This window comes from Myroides sp. ZB35 (assembly GCF_001865835.1).
Lineage (GTDB): Bacteria > Bacteroidota > Bacteroidia > Flavobacteriales > Flavobacteriaceae > Flavobacterium > Flavobacterium odoratimimum.
On sequence record NZ_CP017769.1, the window covers coordinates 1,010,579 to 1,028,050 of the forward strand.

Below are 17,472 nucleotides of genomic sequence, written 5' to 3' on the forward strand. Positions count from 1 at the left end.
AAAGTTAACAAAAAAATAAATTTACAATACCTATTGTTTCGAAAAATGCTTTATTATTTGATTTCTATCAGAAATAACCACTTTAGAAGGCATAAAAAAAGCCATTCATACGAATGGCTTATTCTTATTCTTATAAAACGTATTAAGCATTACCTTCCCACTCATCGTAGAACTGGCTAAGAAAAGACTCCATAAAGCGATGTCTTCCTTCTGCTAATTGTTTTCCTGTTTCGGTATTCATTAAATCCTTTAAACGAAGTAGTTTCTCATAGAAGTGATTAATCGTAGTTCCTACGTTCTTCTTATACTCTTCTTTAGACATTCCAATCTTAGGATCAATACTCGGGTCGTGAATCAAATTATTCTTATACCCTCCGTAATTAAATGTTCTAGCGATACCAATAGCACCGATAGCATCTAATCGATCTGCATCTTGTACAATGTCTAATTCTTTAGAACGAAAAGCTTGATTAAAGTTACCTCCTTTAAAAGATATATTTTCAATTCCTTTTACAACATGGTCAATAGTATCCTCATCATACCCTAAGTTTTCTAGTAATACTCTGGCTTTAGTTGGACCTACTGTTTCATCTCCATTGTGAAATTTACTATCTGCTATATCGTGTAGTAAGGCTATTAGTTTCACTATGTCTAGATTCACTTCTCCCTCTCCTTGTACGATGTTTAAAGCATTCTTATAAACTCGTTCAATGTGGAACCAGTCGTGACCGCTCTCAGCTTGCTGTAACTCTTTCTTTACATAAAGGATGACTTGATCTATACGCTTGTCCATATTTATTGTGTTGTGTATTTATTATTTAATAAGGGCTGGTTTAACCCATTTAAATATGTGTTCTTCTTTACCGATAGTCATACGGTCAGCTACTCTAGCCATACGCGCTGGCAACTTCATTAGATAATCTCTTGCCTTCTCTGCATCATCTGTAAGATTATTCAACTCTGCTACTTGCCAACGATCTATAAGCTTCTGCATAATATCGATATAATCATGCGCTGTATAGACACCTATTCGCTGTGCAGAATCAGAGAACAGCTCAAAAGCATCCCCCATCTTACCTCCTGATTCACGAATTAAGTTAGCTGGCATCGTAATCTTTCTCTTCATCATATCCACAAATGCTAATAACATTTCGCTAGGATCTACTTTAAAGATACGGTCAACAAACTCACTATATGCATGGTGATGTCTCATCTCATCTCCTGCAATCAATCTACAGATCTTAGACAACTTATGGTCTCCATACTGCTTCGCTAATTTAGCTACACGATTATGAGAAATATAAGTCGCTAACTCTTGGAAACTCGTAAATACAAAGTTCTTATAAGGGTCTCTATCAGTACCTGGATCAAAACCATCATTAATCAAGTGATGAGTAGTAATCTCTATCTCTTTCATATCTACTCTACCAGATAAATATAGATACTTATTAAGAAGATCTCCGTGACGGTTCTCTTCACCAGTCCAGTGACGTAACCATTTAGCCCATCCATTACCACCTTCACCATCTTTTTGGTTCACTCCTTCTACATCCATCAACCAAGATTCATACGTTGGCAATGCCTCTTCAGTGATTGTATCACCTACTAAAACAACCCAAAAATCATAAGGTAATTCTTTAGCGTATTCTCTTAATTCTTTTACCTCTTCCAAAAAGTTTTCACCTTCTGAGTCTGGTAATAAGTCTGATGGTTGCCATATTTTCTCTACGGGGATCAGATAACTTTCTACGAAGCTATCAATATTCTTTTCTAAGAATTGCATTACTTCTAGGCGAACATTCTTTATAGACATATTATTATGTTTATGTCTTTATACTACTCCTTGGTTTAGTTTGCTTGATAGTAGTAAAAGACTAGTTTATATTTAGAAACTTATTCTAGTTTTGATTTGATTTGTTCTTCACATCTCTTCATAATTTCCTCGAAAGAATACTCTTTCACAGCAAAAGGTTGATGAGCATATAAGCTTATTTTCGCTCCTAACCCATAAGGGAAGTTTCCGAAACGGAATATCTTCCAAGAATTATTAATGGTCAAAGGCACAACTAATGCATCAGGAGCAAACTTACAAAGCATTTTAACTCCATTCTCAGAGAACCTCTTCAACTTACCGTCTCTACTACGTGTCCCTTCTGGGAAGATTACTGCAGATCGGTTATGCTTAGTAATATACTGTCCTAATCCTTTAATAGCACTTAGCGCCTGCTTAGCATCCTTACGGTCTATTAATACAGAGCCTCCATGGTTAAGATTATAGGACACACTAGGGAAACCTTTTCCTAGTTCTTTTTTGCTGACAAACTTTGGGTGATTCTTTCTAAAAAACCAAATAATCATCGGAATATCAAACATACTCTGGTGATTAGATACAAATATGATCGGACGATCTGTAGGAAGCTCCTCTTCTTGACGGAACTTATAACTCGTACCAAGGATTCCTGTACAGGCCATTAGCCACCATACAAGTCCATTAACAGTAATGTTATGAGCTTTATATCCAAACAAGTTAAATGCAATCCACTGTAAGGCGTGAAATACACATAATACTATTAGCATAATAATCACAAATAGTATGGATATAGGGTAGGATATTATTTTTTGCATTAATCGATTAGTTTATCGCAAATATACACTTAAACATATATACAACAATAAACATACTTCGCAAATTAACGCTTATATAAGTCACTATGTTTGTGAAATTACATAAAAAGTATCTACTTAAAAAATATTTATAAACAAATTAACTAGAATCGGTTAACATACTAATAGCGAAGATAGAATAAAAAAAGACCACTATTCAGTGGTCTTCTTTCTTAACAAAATTCTTTATAAGCATCCATTAAGTTCTCTGCTATAGCATCAGCAGTATTTCCTTCAATGTGATGTCTTTCTAACATGTGAACTAATTCACCATTTTTAAACAAAGCCATAGAAGGTGATGATGGAGGGAATGGGAACATGTGCTGACGAGCAACATCTACTGCCTCTTTATCTACTCCTGCGAATACAGTAATCACATTAGTAGGTTTTTTCTCTCCTCCTAAACTCATTACTGCTGCTGGACGAGCATTACGTGCAGCACATCCACACACTGAGTTTACAACTACTAGTGTAGTTCCTTCTTTTTGTAAAGCTGCTTCTACATCAGCTCCTGTATGTAATGATTCAAATCCTGCATCAACTAATTCTTGACGCATCGGTTTTACTATTTCTTCTGGATACATAATATAAATCTAAAATTAGGTTATTAAGCAAAGTTACATTTTTTATTAAACATAAAAACATCTGAATTATAAAGAAATGTTATACTTTATTAGAAGTCCCCTTCTTCATCTTATTTATCCAGATAAAAATACCTGTTATCGGCAAACTTGTAGCTATCAAACAGACAATGAAGCAAATAACTTTAGAAAACATTCCATAGATATCTCCAAAGTGTAAAGCGCGAATAGAACTAGCTACCTTCTCTCCTACACTCTTATCACTAAACATATCTTGTCTAATAATATCACCAGAATATTGATCTATAAACACTCTGTCAGTCACAGTTTCGTTAAAACGTGCTGCTTCATTTTTACTGACTTCAAAAGATCCTTTATCTCCTTTTGGAAAGGATACAGTCATCGTTCTATATTCGTATGAGATAGTTTGATTAGCTCGTTGTATAACGTCAGATAAATCTAAAGTCTTAGCTCCTTCTGTCAAAGTAGATTCTGGTTTGACCTCATTACGTCCACCGAATACCTTTGCTCCTAAAACAGAACTTAAACCATCCTTATACCATTCAAAAGACCAACACAATCCTGTCAAAGACATAATCAAAACAATAATAAGAGTATAAAAACCTAATGTATTGTGTAAGTCGTGATTAATACGTTTCCAATTTGCATTAAACTTAATTTTAAAACCTGGCTTTATACTCTTCCAACCTTTTATCTTTTTAGGGAACCATAGTATCAGACCTGATATAGAAAGAAAAACAAAAATAACAGTCGCTATTCCTACAATAGGTCTTCCTATTTTCATATCTAATAATAGCCATCTATGTAACTTAAATACAGTCATAAAAAACTCATCTGCTGGACCTCTACCAACTCCTACTATTTCATTAGTATAAGGGTTGAGATAAACGGTTTCGTTCTTCTTATCCTTGTCTTTAAATCCTACAGAAAAAACATAAGGAGCGTTCTTCTTATTTTTTATACTTACACGTTGTACTTTTCCTTGGTAAGTAGATTCAACAAAAGCCTTCATGGTATCAATAGGTAAAACCTCATCCTTAACAACTGTCAGCTTATACATATCTGGTGCTAGCATTTGCTGAATCTCACTTTTAAAAGTATAGATTGTTCCTGTTAGACACACAACAAATAATATTAATGAACTAGCTATACCTAACCATAAATGTAAATCGTTCATTAATTTTCGAAAGGCATTCTTCTTTTTTGTCTTCATAAAAAGGTCTATAATCACAAAACACGACTCTACTCTGCGAGTAAAGTCGTGTTTTTATTTACTAATTCAATTGTTTTAATTAGAATCTATAAGTTAACTGAGCTGCAAAATTTCTAGGTGCAATCTCATTGATGTATCCTCCTCTATAATATGAAGTATAACCTCTATTATCAAAAATATTATTTGCGAATACTCTTAAAGTAGCATTTTTAAATGAGTAAGAAACTTGTGCATTGATTGTAGTATAATCAGGCATATCAAACGGTTCTACTCCTGCCATCGTTCCATGAGCCGCGTTAGGTGTTAAACTGTACTCATTAACTGGTCTCTTTCCTACAAAATAAGCTCCTGCTCCAACTGTTAATCCTTTCCACGATCCATCAAATTGGTAATTCACCCATCCATTAGCTGTATGTTTTGGTGCGTTCATCGGTGCTGAACCTTCATAATAAACAGGGCTATCTTTATACTGTGCATCTAGATAAGCATATCCCATCATTACTTGCAAGTTATTTGTAATCTTACCTGTCAAATCAATTTCAACTCCTTGACGATTTAAATTACCTGCTTTTTCGTAAATACCAGTAACAGCATTACCACTAGCATCATAAACTTGAGCTAATAAATTGCTGTTTTTAGCATTAAAGTATGTTACGTTGAACAATAATTGTTCATTAAACCAACTTGTTTTAACTCCTGTTTCAAACTGTTTAGTATCTTGTGGACCACCAACACCACCACTAGCTAATTGATTGTTAGATTGTCTTAAACTTGTTGTAGTTGTATAAGATCCAAATACATTAATATTTTTAGTTGGCGAAACAATCAATCCAAAGATTGGATTCCATCTATCTACAGTAGCATTCTCAGTATTATTTCCATTTAGTCTACTATAGCGCACTCCTAATAAAGCACGCACATATTCTCCTACTTGGATATAATCTTGTGCCATAAAACCAATGGTAGGTGTAGTTATAACAGTCTCTTCTTTATGACCAAAAGTCACTCCATCAGGACGATCATTAGACCAATCTCCTAAAACGTAAATTGTGTCAATGAAATCTCCTCTACCTAGTTTCTTATTATTAAAATAAGTATCATAACTATTTGAAGTAACTGTAGTTTGTCTAAAATCAAAACCTACTTGGAAAGTGTGTTTTAATCCTCCTGTATTAAAGTCTTTACCTACTAAGTCAATTTGAACAACACTATTTTCGTCTTTTGTATTAGACTTAGACATTGATCTATTTAAATAATCATATCCAAGTTTTTTATTTTTACTAACACCAATATTTTCTTGATCATTTCTATTTACAGCAGTCACTGCAGAAACTCTTAAGCTTAACTTATCCGTTAACTCTCTTTCTACTCTTAAAGCATAAGAAAGAATATTTGTTTTTAGGTAATTATCCTTATAACCTAAGAACTTATTATGTGGCATATCATAAAGCTTATTCACATTATCAGGCCCTAAGTTAGTAGTACCTAAATCTGGTACTGCATTAGATTCCAAATAATCTAACTCAGCTGTAACTGTTGTTTTTTCATCTGGTTTATAAGTAATCGAAGGATTTAAATAATATTTATCATTTCCAGTATATGCTCTAAAGCCATCATTTCTTTCATAAGCACCATTAAAACGGAATGATACCGTTTCTTTCTTATCTAGTACCTGTTCGAAATCAACTGTAGGACGTACCTGCCCGTAACTACCAGCTCTAAAACCTATTTCTCTTTTATTTTTAAAGTTAGGAGTTTTAGTAACTACATTTATTACCCCTCCAGCTGCACCTAATCCATTACCAATACCTTGGTTGATAGCTGCAGATCCTTTGATAACTTGTACACTTTCTATTCCCTGCATATCCACAATTCCTGCAGCTGTTCTAAAATCAGAATCTAAAGCAACCCCATTCTTTAATATTGGTGTTCCTCTAAATCCACGAATAGACATACTTTCTTTCACACCTCCATAGCTAGAAAACTGAGTAACACCAGCTACGTTACGTGCCGCTTCTGTCACAGTCAAAGCTCCTTGTTCTTCAATAATAGCGTCAGAAACAATAGAAATATTTTGCACTTGATCTTGTATACCTAAAGGTAATCTTGTTAAGTTTTGAAGTTTCTTTACGTTTTTATTACTCTTCCCATAAACTGTAATATTAGAAAGAGAATTATCCACTTGTTTTAATACAAAGTTTGTTACCTCAGCATCTTTATCAACATTTAATGTTTTAGATACATTGCCAAATCCAATAAAACTAGCTCTTAGCGTTTGTTTTCCTCTCTTAAGATTATTGAAAACAAACTCTCCGTTATTATCCGTTTGAGTAGCAACATTTAATTCAACGATTTCAACTGTTGCAAAAGGAATAGGTTTGTTAGATTCATCAACTATACGTCCTTTTACCGTAGAGTTTTGAGCGATACCTACTACTACCCCAAAAATAGTAAGTACCAAAGTATTGAATAATTTCATACTATGATATATTATTTAGACTCATTTAATGAGTGCAAAAATAAATTGATTCTAAATAAGAAACAAACCTTATTAAGACTTTTTTTAAATAACTATATACCAAAAGAGTATACTCCTTACAAAATCTACATTTCAGCCTTCTAGAATCAGGCATTTTTTAGAGAATTATAATCATCCTCTATTTAGAAGAAATAAAAAGCATCCTCTATATGTTCGATATCAAAAGTTTCTCCTTTCTTATAAATACCAATAATATCAAAACGAACTTCTTCTTCTCTTTCAAATTCGGTAATAAACAGATTAGCAGCTTTAATCAGTAATTTTATCTTCCGAATATTTACAAAATCTTGAGGCAAACCAAAATCAAGAGAGCTTCTTGTCTTGACTTCAACAAAAACAAGGATATTATCTTTTAAAGCAACAATATCTAACTCTGTTTTCTCAGCAAAATAATTTCTAGTGAGAATCTCATACCCTCTTTTAATCAAATAATCAGTGGCTGCATTCTCTCCTTCTTTACCTACCTCATGATGTTTAGCCATTTTATATAAACTTTAATTGTACTTTATCTGAATCGACTTTTAAGTGAACTTGACTACCTAGATTCAATGCTAAATTACTAACCCCATGCCCTGCAGGAAAATTAAAAACAATAGGATAATCATACTCTGCTGTTATAGACAGTATAATTTGCTTTGCATCATAACCAAAAGGTATTGCGTTATCATGCATATCTGTCATGCCTCCAACAACTAAACCAACCAAACCTTCTAACATGCCATTTCGCTTTAGATTATGCATCATACGGTCAATATGATATAAATATTCATCTAAATCTTCTATGAAAAGTACTTTCCCTTTTGTATCAACTGAAGACTTAGAGCCTAAAAGACTATATAATATAGATAAGTTGCCTCCAACTAACTGCCCCTTTGCAGTACCAAGTCTATTGCTATTATCACTTTCTATTTCGTAAGCAAGCCCTTCACCAAATAAGCTTTTATATAACGAATCTCTTGACTCTACTAAAGACTTCTCTACACTAAAAGCCATAAGTCCATGTATAGTCTCTACTCCTAGATTATGAATATGGCTATGTAATACTGTAACATCACTAAAGCCTATTACCCATTTCGGATTGTCAACAAAACCACTAAAGTCAATATCATCAATAATACGCACTGTACCGTATCCACCTCTAGCACACCATATCGCTTTTATACTAGGATCTTTTAGTTGTTTTGTAAAATCACTCGCTCTTTGTTGATCTGTTCCTCCTAGTTGATAATTATCTAAACCAATAGTATCTCCTAATACTACTTCGAGTCCCCATGATTCTAACAGAGCGATTGCTTGTTTCGCTTCTTCGTGACTAAACTTTCTAGCAGTACACACAATAGCTACTTTATCTCCTTTCTTTAAATATGCTGGTTTTATCATTCTTTAAACACATTAAAATTACAATCTTCAAAATACTAAAGTACTTCTCAGATTTATACAAAATTAAAAATCAAAACTTAATTGCACTGCTATAGGCTTCTTCTTTTCATCTGTATTAAGATTAGAAAGCGACACACCTATTAATCGGACAGAATCCTTTAGTTTTTCTTGATATAATAACACCTTTGCTAAATCAAGAATAATCTCTTTATCTGATACAAAATAAGGAACAGTAGTACTACGTGTTTGTTGTACAAAATCAGAGTACTTAATCTTCAATGTAATAGTCTTTCCTCCTAAGCTTTGTTTCTTTAAACGCAAACTTAGTTCTTCTACTAGCATGTCAAGCTTTGTCTCAATAAAGACCTCTGAAGAAAGATTCTCATCGAACGTCCGTTCTGTACCTACTGATTTTATAGTTCGATTAGGTCTTACAGGAGAATTGCTAAGACCTCTTACAATATCGTAATATATTTGTCCTGCCTTTCCGAAATGCTCTGTTAAAAACTCTACTGATTTTGCTTTTAAATCTTTACCTGTGAATATTCCCAAATGATACATTCTATCCGCAGTCTTTTTTCCAATCCCAAAGAACTTCTTTATTTCTAGTTCTTCTAAGAAACTAATCACCTCATCAGGTTCTATCGTTTTCTGTCCATTAGGCTTATTGTAATCACTTGCTATTTTTGCCAAAAACTTATTAATCGAAATACCAGCTGAAGCTGTTAAGCCTGTTCGTTCTAATATCTTCATCCTAATCTCATGGGCTATCAACGTAGCACTGGGACATCCTATCTTATTCTCTGTTACATCTAAGAATGCTTCATCTAATGCTAATGGTTCTACTAGGTCAGTATATTCATAAAAAACAGATCGAATAATACGAGACACCTCTTTATACCTTTCAAATCGAGGTTTAACAAAAATAAGGTGAGGACAATTCTTCTTTGCCATCATCGCACTCATTGCACTACGTACTCCATACTTCCTAGCTTCATAACTAGCTGCCGCGATAACACCTCTTTCTTCACTACCACCCACAGCTAGTGCCTTTCCTCTTAGTTCAGGAAAGTCTAATTGCTCTACAGAAGCGTAGAAAGCATCCATATCGACATGTATAATCTTACGATTCATTTAATCAACTAATTATCTATTCAGACCTAAAAAACATCTTGTACAAAAATAATCTTCTTTTTTTTAAATATATTCTTAATAATCCTATTCTCTTTTTTTAATTTTGTAAGAACTATGAAAACATATAATGATAATTACATCATTATTGATTAACTAAAAAAATAGCTATACGTAATGAATGATTTTTTGGCACAAGCATTTGTCTTTCTATTTGCAGCTGTTGTATGCGTTCTAATTTCTAAGAAATTAGGAATGGGGTCTGTATTAGGATACCTTTTTGCAGGTGTACTTATTGGTCCTTTTGTACTAAAGTTTGTTGGAAATGACAGTGCTGACATCATGCATGCTACCGAATTCGGTGTTGTGATGATGCTGTTCCTTGTGGGGTTAGAACTAGACCCCAAAGAGTTTTGGAAAATTAAGAATGAGATTATTGGTCTTGGTACCGCCCAGGCAGTAGGAACTACTGCTATCGTGGCAGCCATTGCCCATTGGGGGGTTGGTTTAAGTATCGGAACCTCTTTGACTATGGGGTTTGTAATCACCATGTCTTCTACGGCGATTATCTTACAGACTATATCTGAGCGGGGATTAAACCAATCAAATGCAGGTAAATCAAGTTTTGCCGTACTTCTCTTTCAAGATATTATGGTTATCCCGATGATGGCTATTATCCCACTATTAGCCGTTTCGACTAAGACACCAATTTCTACAGAGGCAAATAGCTGGTTAGATGGAGCCCCTGTTTTTATGAAAACACTAGCTATTCTTGGAGCTATATCTATTATCTTCTTAGTAGGTAATTATATTGTAAATCCTCTATTTAAATCAGTAGGTCGTTTACAGATTAGAGAAATTTATACTGCTTCAGCTTTATTACTAGTGATTGGAGTATCACTATTAATGCAGATGGTAGGTTTATCACCTGCCCTAGGAGCCTTTATCGCAGGGGTAGTATTAGCGAATAATCCATATAAGCATCAGCTAGAAAGTGATATAGAACCCTTTAAAGCACTCCTCTTAGGAATTTTCTTTATTGCAGTAGGTTCTACTATCAACTTCCAGATTATTATCAATGAACCACTAATTATCGCTAGCTTACTAGTAGGTACTATGGCAATTAAAACTATTGTTTTACTAGCTATTGGAAAGTGGAAGAAGTTCCCAAAAGATCAGAACTTCTTATTTGCTATCTTACTATCACAAGTTGGGGAGTTCGCTTTCGTTATCTTAGCATTAGGTAAAACGATTAATCTAATCAACCAACAGTGGTATGATTACTTACTAGCTACGACAGCACTGTCTATGGTAGTAACCCCTATCTTATTACTTCTTAATGAGAAATGGATTGCTCCTTACTTAGGATTAAGCCCTTCTACTACAGACAAACAAGAATATGACGATCTATCACATATTACTGCTGAAAAGAAAATTGTAATTGCAGGGTTCGGAGACTTTGGTAATACTATTGGGCGACTATTGCAAGCCAATGATGTACCTACACTAGTTCTTGATAATGACGCAGAACGTGTAGACCATTTGCGTAAATTAGGCTTTAATGTTTATTATGGAGATGCTACTTCTATTAATATATTAAAGTCTATTGGTGTGGATCAAGCCGATTACGTTATTGCAGCAATGGATCCTCCTGAACTAAATCAACAACTAGTAGCTGTACTTCGTAAGAACTTCCCTAATGTAGAAGTTATTGTAAGAGCGAAGAACCGTAAGAATGCTTATGAATACTTACAGGACGGTCTTACAGAAGTATATAGAGAGACTTTCTTCTCTGCTGTCTATGTAGGAGGAGTTATGTTAGAAAAACTAGGCTTTAGCCACGAAGAAGCAAATATGCAGAGTGAGCTCTTTATCAAAAGCGATAGAGCATCACTTAGAAAGCTAGCCAAAAACATACATAATTTAGAAGATTACATCAATGTCTCTCGATTAGAATTCGCAGAACAATCAGAAATGTTGAAAACTAGTTTAAAGAATACTCGAAGTCATCAAAGTCAATCTAAAACAGGAACTGATTCTAACGACATCAATTAATAAAAGAGGGGGCTATTACACGTGTAATAGCCCCCTCTTATTTTATATACAAATAAATTACTTTGTTTTATCTTCCTTCTTATCCCCTGTCTGCTGTGCAGGTTTGTCTACGATTACACTTGATGTAGGTAAAAAGAACTCCATCGGAAAACTCTTAAAATGTCTCCAAGTTGCTTTGATCAAGTCCTTAGTTTCCTTAAGAGGTATGTTACGAGATCTGAATGCTAAGAATAGAGATAAAGAGAAACTCACTAAGAAGTTCATTAATCCGATCAACCACATTCCTACAAAAGCCCAAATAAGCATATTTACAGGAGCATTAAAACCTGATCCATACCATCCTAAAGCAATGTTACCACTTACGAATGTTATGTGGCGTATATCAATACCTAAACCTATAAACGCTCCTATCGTACCACAAGTACCCATAAAAATACCAAACCAAACATTCGAAATAATACCAGGCCATTTTGTATCTACCCAGTTTGCCAATTTCGTTGTACTAGCTACACCGATATTTCTTTTTAGCCATGGGTGCTCTTGAATTCTATAAAACACTTTATTATGCTTATTTCTATTCGATACATTACCAGAGATAATCCCTGACATAAATAAGAACACTCCTGCTATTCCAGCATGAAATAGAGCGCGTGACTCAATAGGGTCTGCATCTATTAACATTTTATCCCATCCATGAGAAGTGATATTTACACCAAACAACTGATCTATTCCCCAGATCAACAAAAGTGCCACTGGGAAAGCTAGAATCACGTTACCAATGAAAGCAATAAACTGTGATCTAAACAATCTCGCGAATAGCTTAGCAAAACCAATATGCTTATCTACACTGTCTATATGTTGTTTTCTTCCATTCTCAATAGCTGTAATAATCGTAGCTGCAGTCATCGCAGGCTGTTTGGTAGCTAAAGTAAAACCTAATAAATAAATCAAACAGAAACCTAACGCATAGTTTAAACTATACAACATTGCTTCTCCGAAATTACTTACATCAGCTTCATGTGCAAAAACTTTTAAAATACACATAAAACCAACCACAATACCTGCTCCCATAGACCCGCGGAACATATGCCAATATTCTTTACCTGTATTCGTGATATAATGTTCTCCAGTTTTAGCAGTATGTTGTGTAATCTCATAAGAGATCAGCTGTGTACTCTCTTTGACTAGTCCTGTCACATTATACTTATAACAGTTATATTCTATCAGCTTACGAGCTAGTGTTATGGAATTTTGTTGTTTTTCTAATATTGTACCTTCTTTTACTACCAAGATAGAGATAAGAATATATACCCTAGCCAACTGTTGTCTCAGTCTAAGTAAACTTTGGTTTACTTTCATAGAGATACCATACTTCGAACTGTTCTTGAAGGCTTGATTTACAAATTCCTGACATTGCTTATGCAATACTACGATTTGCTTATAGTTAATATCATGCTCCAATAAGAACTTCATTTCTCCTTTATGGAAACTCTGCAATACGATAGAAAACTCTTGTTCCAAAGCTCTAAAAGGGCTTTCTAAATGAGAATACTCTGGTACCATATTGATAATCGAGCTCTCCATCGCTCTACCACTCATACGTTGAGTAATGATATCTATAGATGTCAACAATTCATTAAGGACACCACCATCTTTCTCTTCAGTGAAGATAGTATTGAAGTTTAATAAGGTAAACAATTCTATTAACTGTTCTTCAGGGATCATATCTACCCATTCAGCATCAGTATGTTTATAGAACACCTGATTTAAAACGTATTCATACGTTTGTTTCTCTGGCTGATAAGGCAACACCTTGGCCCATAATCTCTTTTTAACCTCATCGAAGAAATCAGCATCTTGTAGTATACCAGCATCTGATACCATACGACTAAAGTGTCGATTAGATAACAGGTCTTTTAAGTATTCCATTAAAGCAACTCTTTCTATCTCATGTGTTTTTAGATAAGCTAAGAGCGCATCAATAGATACTCTATTTATTTTTTTATTATTCTTAGGTCTAAAAATATGCACTAAATCAACAATAAAAAGTAAATCCTCTGTAGCATAAACCTTCCCGTCAATAACATATTTATTAAATAATTCCTCTACCCCATGAGGTGAGCGCAACATATGTCGTAATTTCATTTGAAAAAAAATCTACTTTTAAATCGTTAGTAAAATAAAAACGTTTATTTTGGCATAAAATTACATTTTATTCTTAACAATCATGATCGAAATAGAAAGAAAATTTCTAGTCAACTCTCTAGAATTCATAGAGCAATCCTTTAAGTCTAATAAAATAACTCAAGGTTATCTAAACTCTCATCCAGAAAGAACTGTTCGAATCAGATTAAAAGACACTAATGCCTATATCACCATTAAAGGAAAGAGTAATGACGCAGGTACTTCTCGTCTAGAATGGGAAAAAGAAATAAACTATGATGAAGCAAATCAACTGATAGCCTTATGTGAAGATTTTGTAATATCTAAAACAAGATATCTTATCCAAGTTGGTAAGCACACTTATGAAGTGGATATCTTTCACGGAGATAATGAAGGTTTAATTCTTGCAGAAATAGAATTAACTGCTGAAAATGAACAATTCGAGAAACCTATATGGTTAGGAGAGGAAGTGACAGGAGATCTAAAGTATTATAACTCTTATATCGCTAATCATCCTTATAAGAAATGGTAGTATTATTTAATGATTTTAATATCTACTTGTAATAATCCCTCGCCTTTGTGATCCGCTAGTTTCATGAAAGCTTTTTTAGATAGATCTATTTCGCGTCCTTTAACAAAAGGCCCTCTATCATTAATACGAACTTTTACAGATTTTTTATTACTTACGTTCGTAACTTTTACCTTCGTATTAAAAGGCAAGCTTTTATGTGCGGCTGTCATCCCCGAGTTGTGGAATTTTTCCCCACTTGCTGTACGCTTTCCATTAAACTTTTTGTGGTAATAAGAGGCCGTTACATTCGATTTATAATTACCTTTAGAAGTGTATTGTCCATTTTTTACAGAAGAACAACTTCCTAAAAACAGGGTTAATATGATTACAATAAAATAATATTTTATACTATAATTGCTCTTCATTTTCTCCTATAAACTTTTCTATTTTTACATCTAGAACACCGCGACCAACATTGTCTGTCAATTCACCAAACGCCTTTTTAGAGATATCTATACTTCTACCTTTAACGAATGGTCCACGATCCGTAATAGTCAATATCACAAAGCGTTTATTCTTTAAGTTAGTCACTTTCACTTTTGTCCCAAACGGTAGTGTTTTATGGGCTGCAGTGTATTTCTGGTTGTCAAACACCTCTCCACTAGCAGTCTTTCTTCCAGTGAATTTATCGTGATAATAAGATGCTTGTGTATCATCATCTACTACGATAAAATCTTCTGTTTCTTCTTCTCCCATTACGATAGAATCGTTGTCTAACTCTAGAGAATCTGGAGTTACTTTTGTCAATAATGTTTTTACATTATTTTCTTTTACGATTCTTGTAGTCCCACCGAAACTCGATAAGAAAATTACAAAAGATATGGCTAGTAAATATTGATATGTTTTCATGTTTTATAAAATAGAACAGACGAATATTTGCAATAAGCATACCAATAAAAAAGGACCTTCTTTCGAAGATCCTTTTTTACTCTATATTTTTATAAGCTTAAGCGAATAAACTTGGCATCCATACTTTCCATGGAAGTCTTGATAAAATCAACACTAATCCTAATGTATAGAAAATCGCAAATTTCTTAAACTTAGATTTACTATCTGTCGCTTTCTTGTGTTTAGACCATCCAATAGTAATTAATACTATCGCGATAATATTAATCAATGGGTGCTCTAAAGCATAAAGTCTTAATGTAGAATCTTTCATTGCTACTCCAAATCCTTGAACCATTGGAGATACAAAATAAAGTACAAGACCTAATAATAACTGAATATGAGTGAATATCAATCCAAACAATCCTAATTTTCTGTCTTTGTCTTTAAACTCTTTGTTCCCTGATAATCCCATAAAAGCATTCACTGCTACTATAGCTAAGAAAATCAAGGCTAAATAAGCTACACCTGAGTGTGCCTCTTTAATAATAGTACCGAAATTCATATTGATGTTATTAGTTTAGAGACAAATATACTTAAAACTATCGAATGCCAACGGACACAATGAAGTTTTACAATTAATTTACACTCTAACGAAAACATCATCTTTATTTATAAACATAATCTACTTGTTCCTCTAATCTAATAAATCAGCTTCATCATAGATTAAAATTCTCTTAATTCTCAGTAGATGTAGAAAAAAAGGGTAAATTACATCTTATAAACCTAACTACTATACATTTATGCATCCCAATATGGTTATCCCTTGGAGAAACATACTATCTATACTCGCCTTAAATATTATCCTAAGCATAGCGATGCGCAACGTTTTGTTTTTCTTTATTCCTATAATCACGTTAGGTCTATACAGTATCTACTTTCTGACCTTCAAGAAGAACGAACTATTCTATCACCGCAACAATCAAACACCGATTATAAAAACCTTACTCCTAACCGCTTTAGGCTGTTTAGTCATCACATGTCTCATTCAATATTTATTACATGTCTTATAACCATACCTTACATATTGACAGTCTTAACTACACAGTTGAGAATAAACCCATACTAAGAGGCATATACTTCACTTCTTCCACAGGAGATATACTCAATATTCGTGGACGCAATGGCTCTGGTAAAAGTACATTAATGAAAATCTTATTCGGTAATACAAAACCTGATCACATCCATATCAAAGTGGATAATAAAGTAATAACTAATCGTCATAAGCTCAATCAGTACTTCAGCTATAAACCACAATTCAATATCTTTCCAAGGTATCTTACAGTAAAAGATGTCGTAAAAGAAGATATGATTCGAAACACATCCCTTCATCAATATCTAGATACTAGAATTAGTGACTTATCAACAGGTGAACAACAACTCATCCAGACTCTTTACATTCTAAACTTACCTCAATCTATCTGTCTATTAGACGAACCCTTCGCTGGTATTTCTCCTCTGCTACAAGAGTTTATAGCAGATGCTATTAAAACTGCTGCTAGACATAAAATCATCATCCTCACAGATCACAACACTGATCTAGTCGATACTATTGCTACTAAATCACTACTTCTAGAGAACGGGGTATTAAAACCAATGCCCTAAGCGAACCTAAGGCATTGGTAAATCAGTTCTATTGAATCTTTTGTACTCCTAAAAAGCCTTCGTTAGAAACCATTAATTTAAACTTCGTACCATCAGCACTAGTTAATACATTCAGTTCTAATGGTAACTCTCCAGACTCATCTGCTAAAACACCATTAACAGATCTTACTACATTTTTATCATCTATTTTAAGAGATCCTCCGTTAAAAGCATTAGCAATAATTTCAATAGAGCTAGACATTGTATTAGAATCTTCCGTATTATTGGCAACCATAGTTAAATGAATCCTATCACTTAATAATCCGTAATCAAAAGACTTAAAACCACTATACCCCTCTCCATGATTTTCAGACAAATAAATATTCGATAAATATCGATCTTCGTTAATATCAATATTTTTACTAACTTCTCCCATTTCTGATTTTAATTTCTCATAGTCGCCAATGGTGATACCATCGAAATGTCTTACTCTATCATACTTAATCTCTTGGTCTCCTAATCCATACAAAGTTTCTATCTTAGTATTATAAGTTCGTTCATTAAAAGACTCTTTTTTTAATACTTTAAAGTCCTCTCCTTCATATTCAACAATAGTTGATGTATCTCCTTTAATTTTTACTGGTTGTTGATTTGTTGCCATAATTTTACTTTATTTATTGGTTAA

The 17,472-nt window shown here is 33.6% G+C and carries 17 protein-coding genes; 3 read left to right on the top strand and 14 right to left on the bottom strand.

Features of this window, described 5'->3' with window-relative positions:
* Nucleotides 1–142: 142 nt before the first annotated feature.
* The 9 genes from BK054_RS04545 to dinB form a co-directional block, all read right to left on the bottom strand.
* On the bottom strand, nt 143–793 hold the full coding sequence (locus tag BK054_RS04545) for an HD domain-containing protein (protein WP_006262398.1): 651 nt from the start codon (nt 791–793) through the stop codon (nt 143–145).
* Nucleotides 794–814: 21 nt separating this feature from the next.
* On the bottom strand, nt 815–1,813 hold the full coding sequence (locus BK054_RS04550; RefSeq protein ID WP_006259895.1) for an acyl-ACP desaturase: 999 nt from the start codon (nt 1,811–1,813) through the stop codon (nt 815–817).
* 80 nt (nt 1,814–1,893) lie between these two features.
* On the bottom strand, nt 1,894–2,625 hold the full coding sequence (locus BK054_RS04555) for a lysophospholipid acyltransferase family protein (protein WP_006259896.1): 732 nt from the start codon (nt 2,623–2,625) through the stop codon (nt 1,894–1,896).
* Nucleotides 2,626–2,837: 212 nt separating this feature from the next.
* A complete protein-coding gene (locus BK054_RS04560; RefSeq protein WP_006259897.1) occupies nt 2,838–3,248 on the bottom strand; it encodes a BrxA/BrxB family bacilliredoxin in 411 nt (136 codons plus the stop codon).
* Nucleotides 3,249–3,327: 79 nt separating this feature from the next.
* Nucleotides 3,328–4,479, bottom strand: a complete 1,152-nt coding sequence (locus BK054_RS04565; RefSeq protein WP_196228615.1) for a PepSY-associated TM helix domain-containing protein — start codon at nt 4,477–4,479, stop codon at nt 3,328–3,330.
* A 79-nt stretch (nt 4,480–4,558) separates the two neighbouring features.
* Complete coding sequence (locus BK054_RS04570) at nt 4,559–6,958, bottom strand: TonB-dependent receptor (protein WP_006259899.1); 2,400 nt, start codon at nt 6,956–6,958, stop codon at nt 4,559–4,561.
* 182 nt (nt 6,959–7,140) lie between these two features.
* Nucleotides 7,141–7,500 (bottom strand): YraN family protein, encoded by a 360-nt coding sequence (locus BK054_RS04575; RefSeq protein WP_006264498.1) that lies wholly within the window; start codon nt 7,498–7,500, stop codon nt 7,141–7,143.
* A 1-nt stretch (nt 7,501) separates the two neighbouring features.
* The gene (locus tag BK054_RS04580) at nt 7,502–8,398 is read right to left on the bottom strand and encodes an LD-carboxypeptidase (protein WP_006264497.1); all 897 of its coding nucleotides are present in this window, start codon (nt 8,396–8,398) and stop codon (nt 7,502–7,504) included.
* A 63-nt stretch (nt 8,399–8,461) separates the two neighbouring features.
* Entirely contained in the window at nt 8,462–9,532 is a 1,071-nt protein-coding gene (gene dinB / locus BK054_RS04585) for a DNA polymerase IV (RefSeq protein WP_071306982.1), read from the bottom strand.
* 174 nt (nt 9,533–9,706) lie between these two features.
* Here dinB and BK054_RS04590 point away from each other — a divergent pair, with 174 nt between their 5' ends.
* Nucleotides 9,707–11,584, top strand: a complete 1,878-nt coding sequence (locus tag BK054_RS04590) for a monovalent cation:proton antiporter-2 (CPA2) family protein (RefSeq protein WP_006259903.1) — start codon at nt 9,707–9,709, stop codon at nt 11,582–11,584.
* Between the two features lie 57 nt (nt 11,585–11,641).
* On the opposite strand, the gene BK054_RS04595 is transcribed toward BK054_RS04590, so the two are convergent.
* Nucleotides 11,642–13,714, bottom strand: a complete 2,073-nt coding sequence (locus BK054_RS04595) for a site-specific recombinase (protein WP_071306983.1) — start codon at nt 13,712–13,714, stop codon at nt 11,642–11,644.
* A gap of 97 nt (nt 13,715–13,811) precedes the next feature.
* Between BK054_RS04595 and BK054_RS04600 the strand changes: the two genes are divergently transcribed.
* Complete coding sequence (locus BK054_RS04600) at nt 13,812–14,279, top strand: CYTH domain-containing protein (protein WP_016650237.1); 468 nt, start codon at nt 13,812–13,814, stop codon at nt 14,277–14,279.
* Between the two features lie 2 nt (nt 14,280–14,281).
* Here BK054_RS04600 and BK054_RS04605 read toward each other — a convergent pair whose 3' ends face one another.
* From BK054_RS04605 to BK054_RS04615, 3 genes are all read right to left on the bottom strand, one after another.
* Nucleotides 14,282–14,683: a septal ring lytic transglycosylase RlpA family protein gene (locus BK054_RS04605; RefSeq protein ID WP_071306984.1), complete on the bottom strand. Its 402-nt coding sequence runs from the start codon at nt 14,681–14,683 to the stop codon at nt 14,282–14,284.
* Complete coding sequence (locus BK054_RS04610) at nt 14,667–15,167, bottom strand: septal ring lytic transglycosylase RlpA family protein (RefSeq protein ID WP_006262407.1); 501 nt, start codon at nt 15,165–15,167, stop codon at nt 14,667–14,669. Before BK054_RS04610 ends, BK054_RS04605 begins: the two co-directional genes overlap by 17 nt.
* Before the next feature lie 97 nt (nt 15,168–15,264).
* A complete protein-coding gene (locus BK054_RS04615) occupies nt 15,265–15,708 on the bottom strand; it encodes a hypothetical protein (RefSeq protein WP_006259908.1) in 444 nt (147 codons plus the stop codon).
* Nucleotides 15,709–16,205: 497 nt separating this feature from the next.
* Between BK054_RS04615 and BK054_RS04620 the strand changes: the two genes are divergently transcribed.
* A complete protein-coding gene (locus tag BK054_RS04620) occupies nt 16,206–16,808 on the top strand; it encodes an ATP-binding cassette domain-containing protein (protein ID WP_225581625.1) in 603 nt (200 codons plus the stop codon).
* A gap of 28 nt (nt 16,809–16,836) precedes the next feature.
* On the opposite strand, the gene BK054_RS04625 is transcribed toward BK054_RS04620, so the two are convergent.
* Nucleotides 16,837–17,448, bottom strand: a complete 612-nt coding sequence (locus BK054_RS04625; protein WP_071306985.1) for a hypothetical protein — start codon at nt 17,446–17,448, stop codon at nt 16,837–16,839.
* Nucleotides 17,449–17,472: the final 24 nt, after the last annotated feature.

What these genes read in the sequence shown, in the direction of transcription:
- BK054_RS04560 (WP_006259897.1), bottom strand. Translation starts at nt 3,248, where the DNA reads ATGTATCCAGAAGAAATAGTAAAACCGATGCGTCAAGAATTAGTTGAT.
- dinB (WP_071306982.1), bottom strand. Translation starts at nt 9,532, where the DNA reads ATGAATCGTAAGATTATACATGTCGATATGGATGCTTTCTACGCTTCT.
- BK054_RS04555 (WP_006259896.1), bottom strand. Translation starts at nt 2,625, where the DNA reads ATGCAAAAAATAATATCCTACCCTATATCCATACTATTTGTGATTATT.
- BK054_RS04595 (WP_071306983.1), bottom strand. Translation starts at nt 13,714, where the DNA reads ATGTTGCGCTCACCTCATGGGGTAGAGGAATTATTTAATAAATATGTT.
- BK054_RS04610 (WP_006262407.1), bottom strand. Translation starts at nt 15,167, where the DNA reads ATGAAAACATATCAATATTTACTAGCCATATCTTTTGTAATTTTCTTA.
- BK054_RS04620 (WP_225581625.1), top strand. Translation starts at nt 16,206, where the DNA reads ATGTCTTATAACCATACCTTACATATTGACAGTCTTAACTACACAGTT.
- BK054_RS04590 (WP_006259903.1), top strand. Translation starts at nt 9,707, where the DNA reads ATGAATGATTTTTTGGCACAAGCATTTGTCTTTCTATTTGCAGCTGTT.
- BK054_RS04580 (WP_006264497.1), bottom strand. Translation starts at nt 8,398, where the DNA reads ATGATAAAACCAGCATATTTAAAGAAAGGAGATAAAGTAGCTATTGTG.
- BK054_RS04575 (WP_006264498.1), bottom strand. Translation starts at nt 7,500, where the DNA reads ATGGCTAAACATCATGAGGTAGGTAAAGAAGGAGAGAATGCAGCCACT.
- BK054_RS04545 (WP_006262398.1), bottom strand. Translation starts at nt 793, where the DNA reads ATGGACAAGCGTATAGATCAAGTCATCCTTTATGTAAAGAAAGAGTTA.
- BK054_RS04600 (WP_016650237.1), top strand. Translation starts at nt 13,812, where the DNA reads ATGATCGAAATAGAAAGAAAATTTCTAGTCAACTCTCTAGAATTCATA.
- BK054_RS04570 (WP_006259899.1), bottom strand. Translation starts at nt 6,958, where the DNA reads ATGAAATTATTCAATACTTTGGTACTTACTATTTTTGGGGTAGTAGTA.
- BK054_RS04565 (WP_196228615.1), bottom strand. Translation starts at nt 4,479, where the DNA reads ATGAAGACAAAAAAGAAGAATGCCTTTCGAAAATTAATGAACGATTTA.
- BK054_RS04615 (WP_006259908.1), bottom strand. Translation starts at nt 15,708, where the DNA reads ATGAATTTCGGTACTATTATTAAAGAGGCACACTCAGGTGTAGCTTAT.
- BK054_RS04605 (WP_071306984.1), bottom strand. Translation starts at nt 14,683, where the DNA reads ATGAAGAGCAATTATAGTATAAAATATTATTTTATTGTAATCATATTA.
- BK054_RS04550 (WP_006259895.1), bottom strand. Translation starts at nt 1,813, where the DNA reads ATGTCTATAAAGAATGTTCGCCTAGAAGTAATGCAATTCTTAGAAAAG.
- BK054_RS04625 (WP_071306985.1), bottom strand. Translation starts at nt 17,448, where the DNA reads ATGGCAACAAATCAACAACCAGTAAAAATTAAAGGAGATACATCAACT.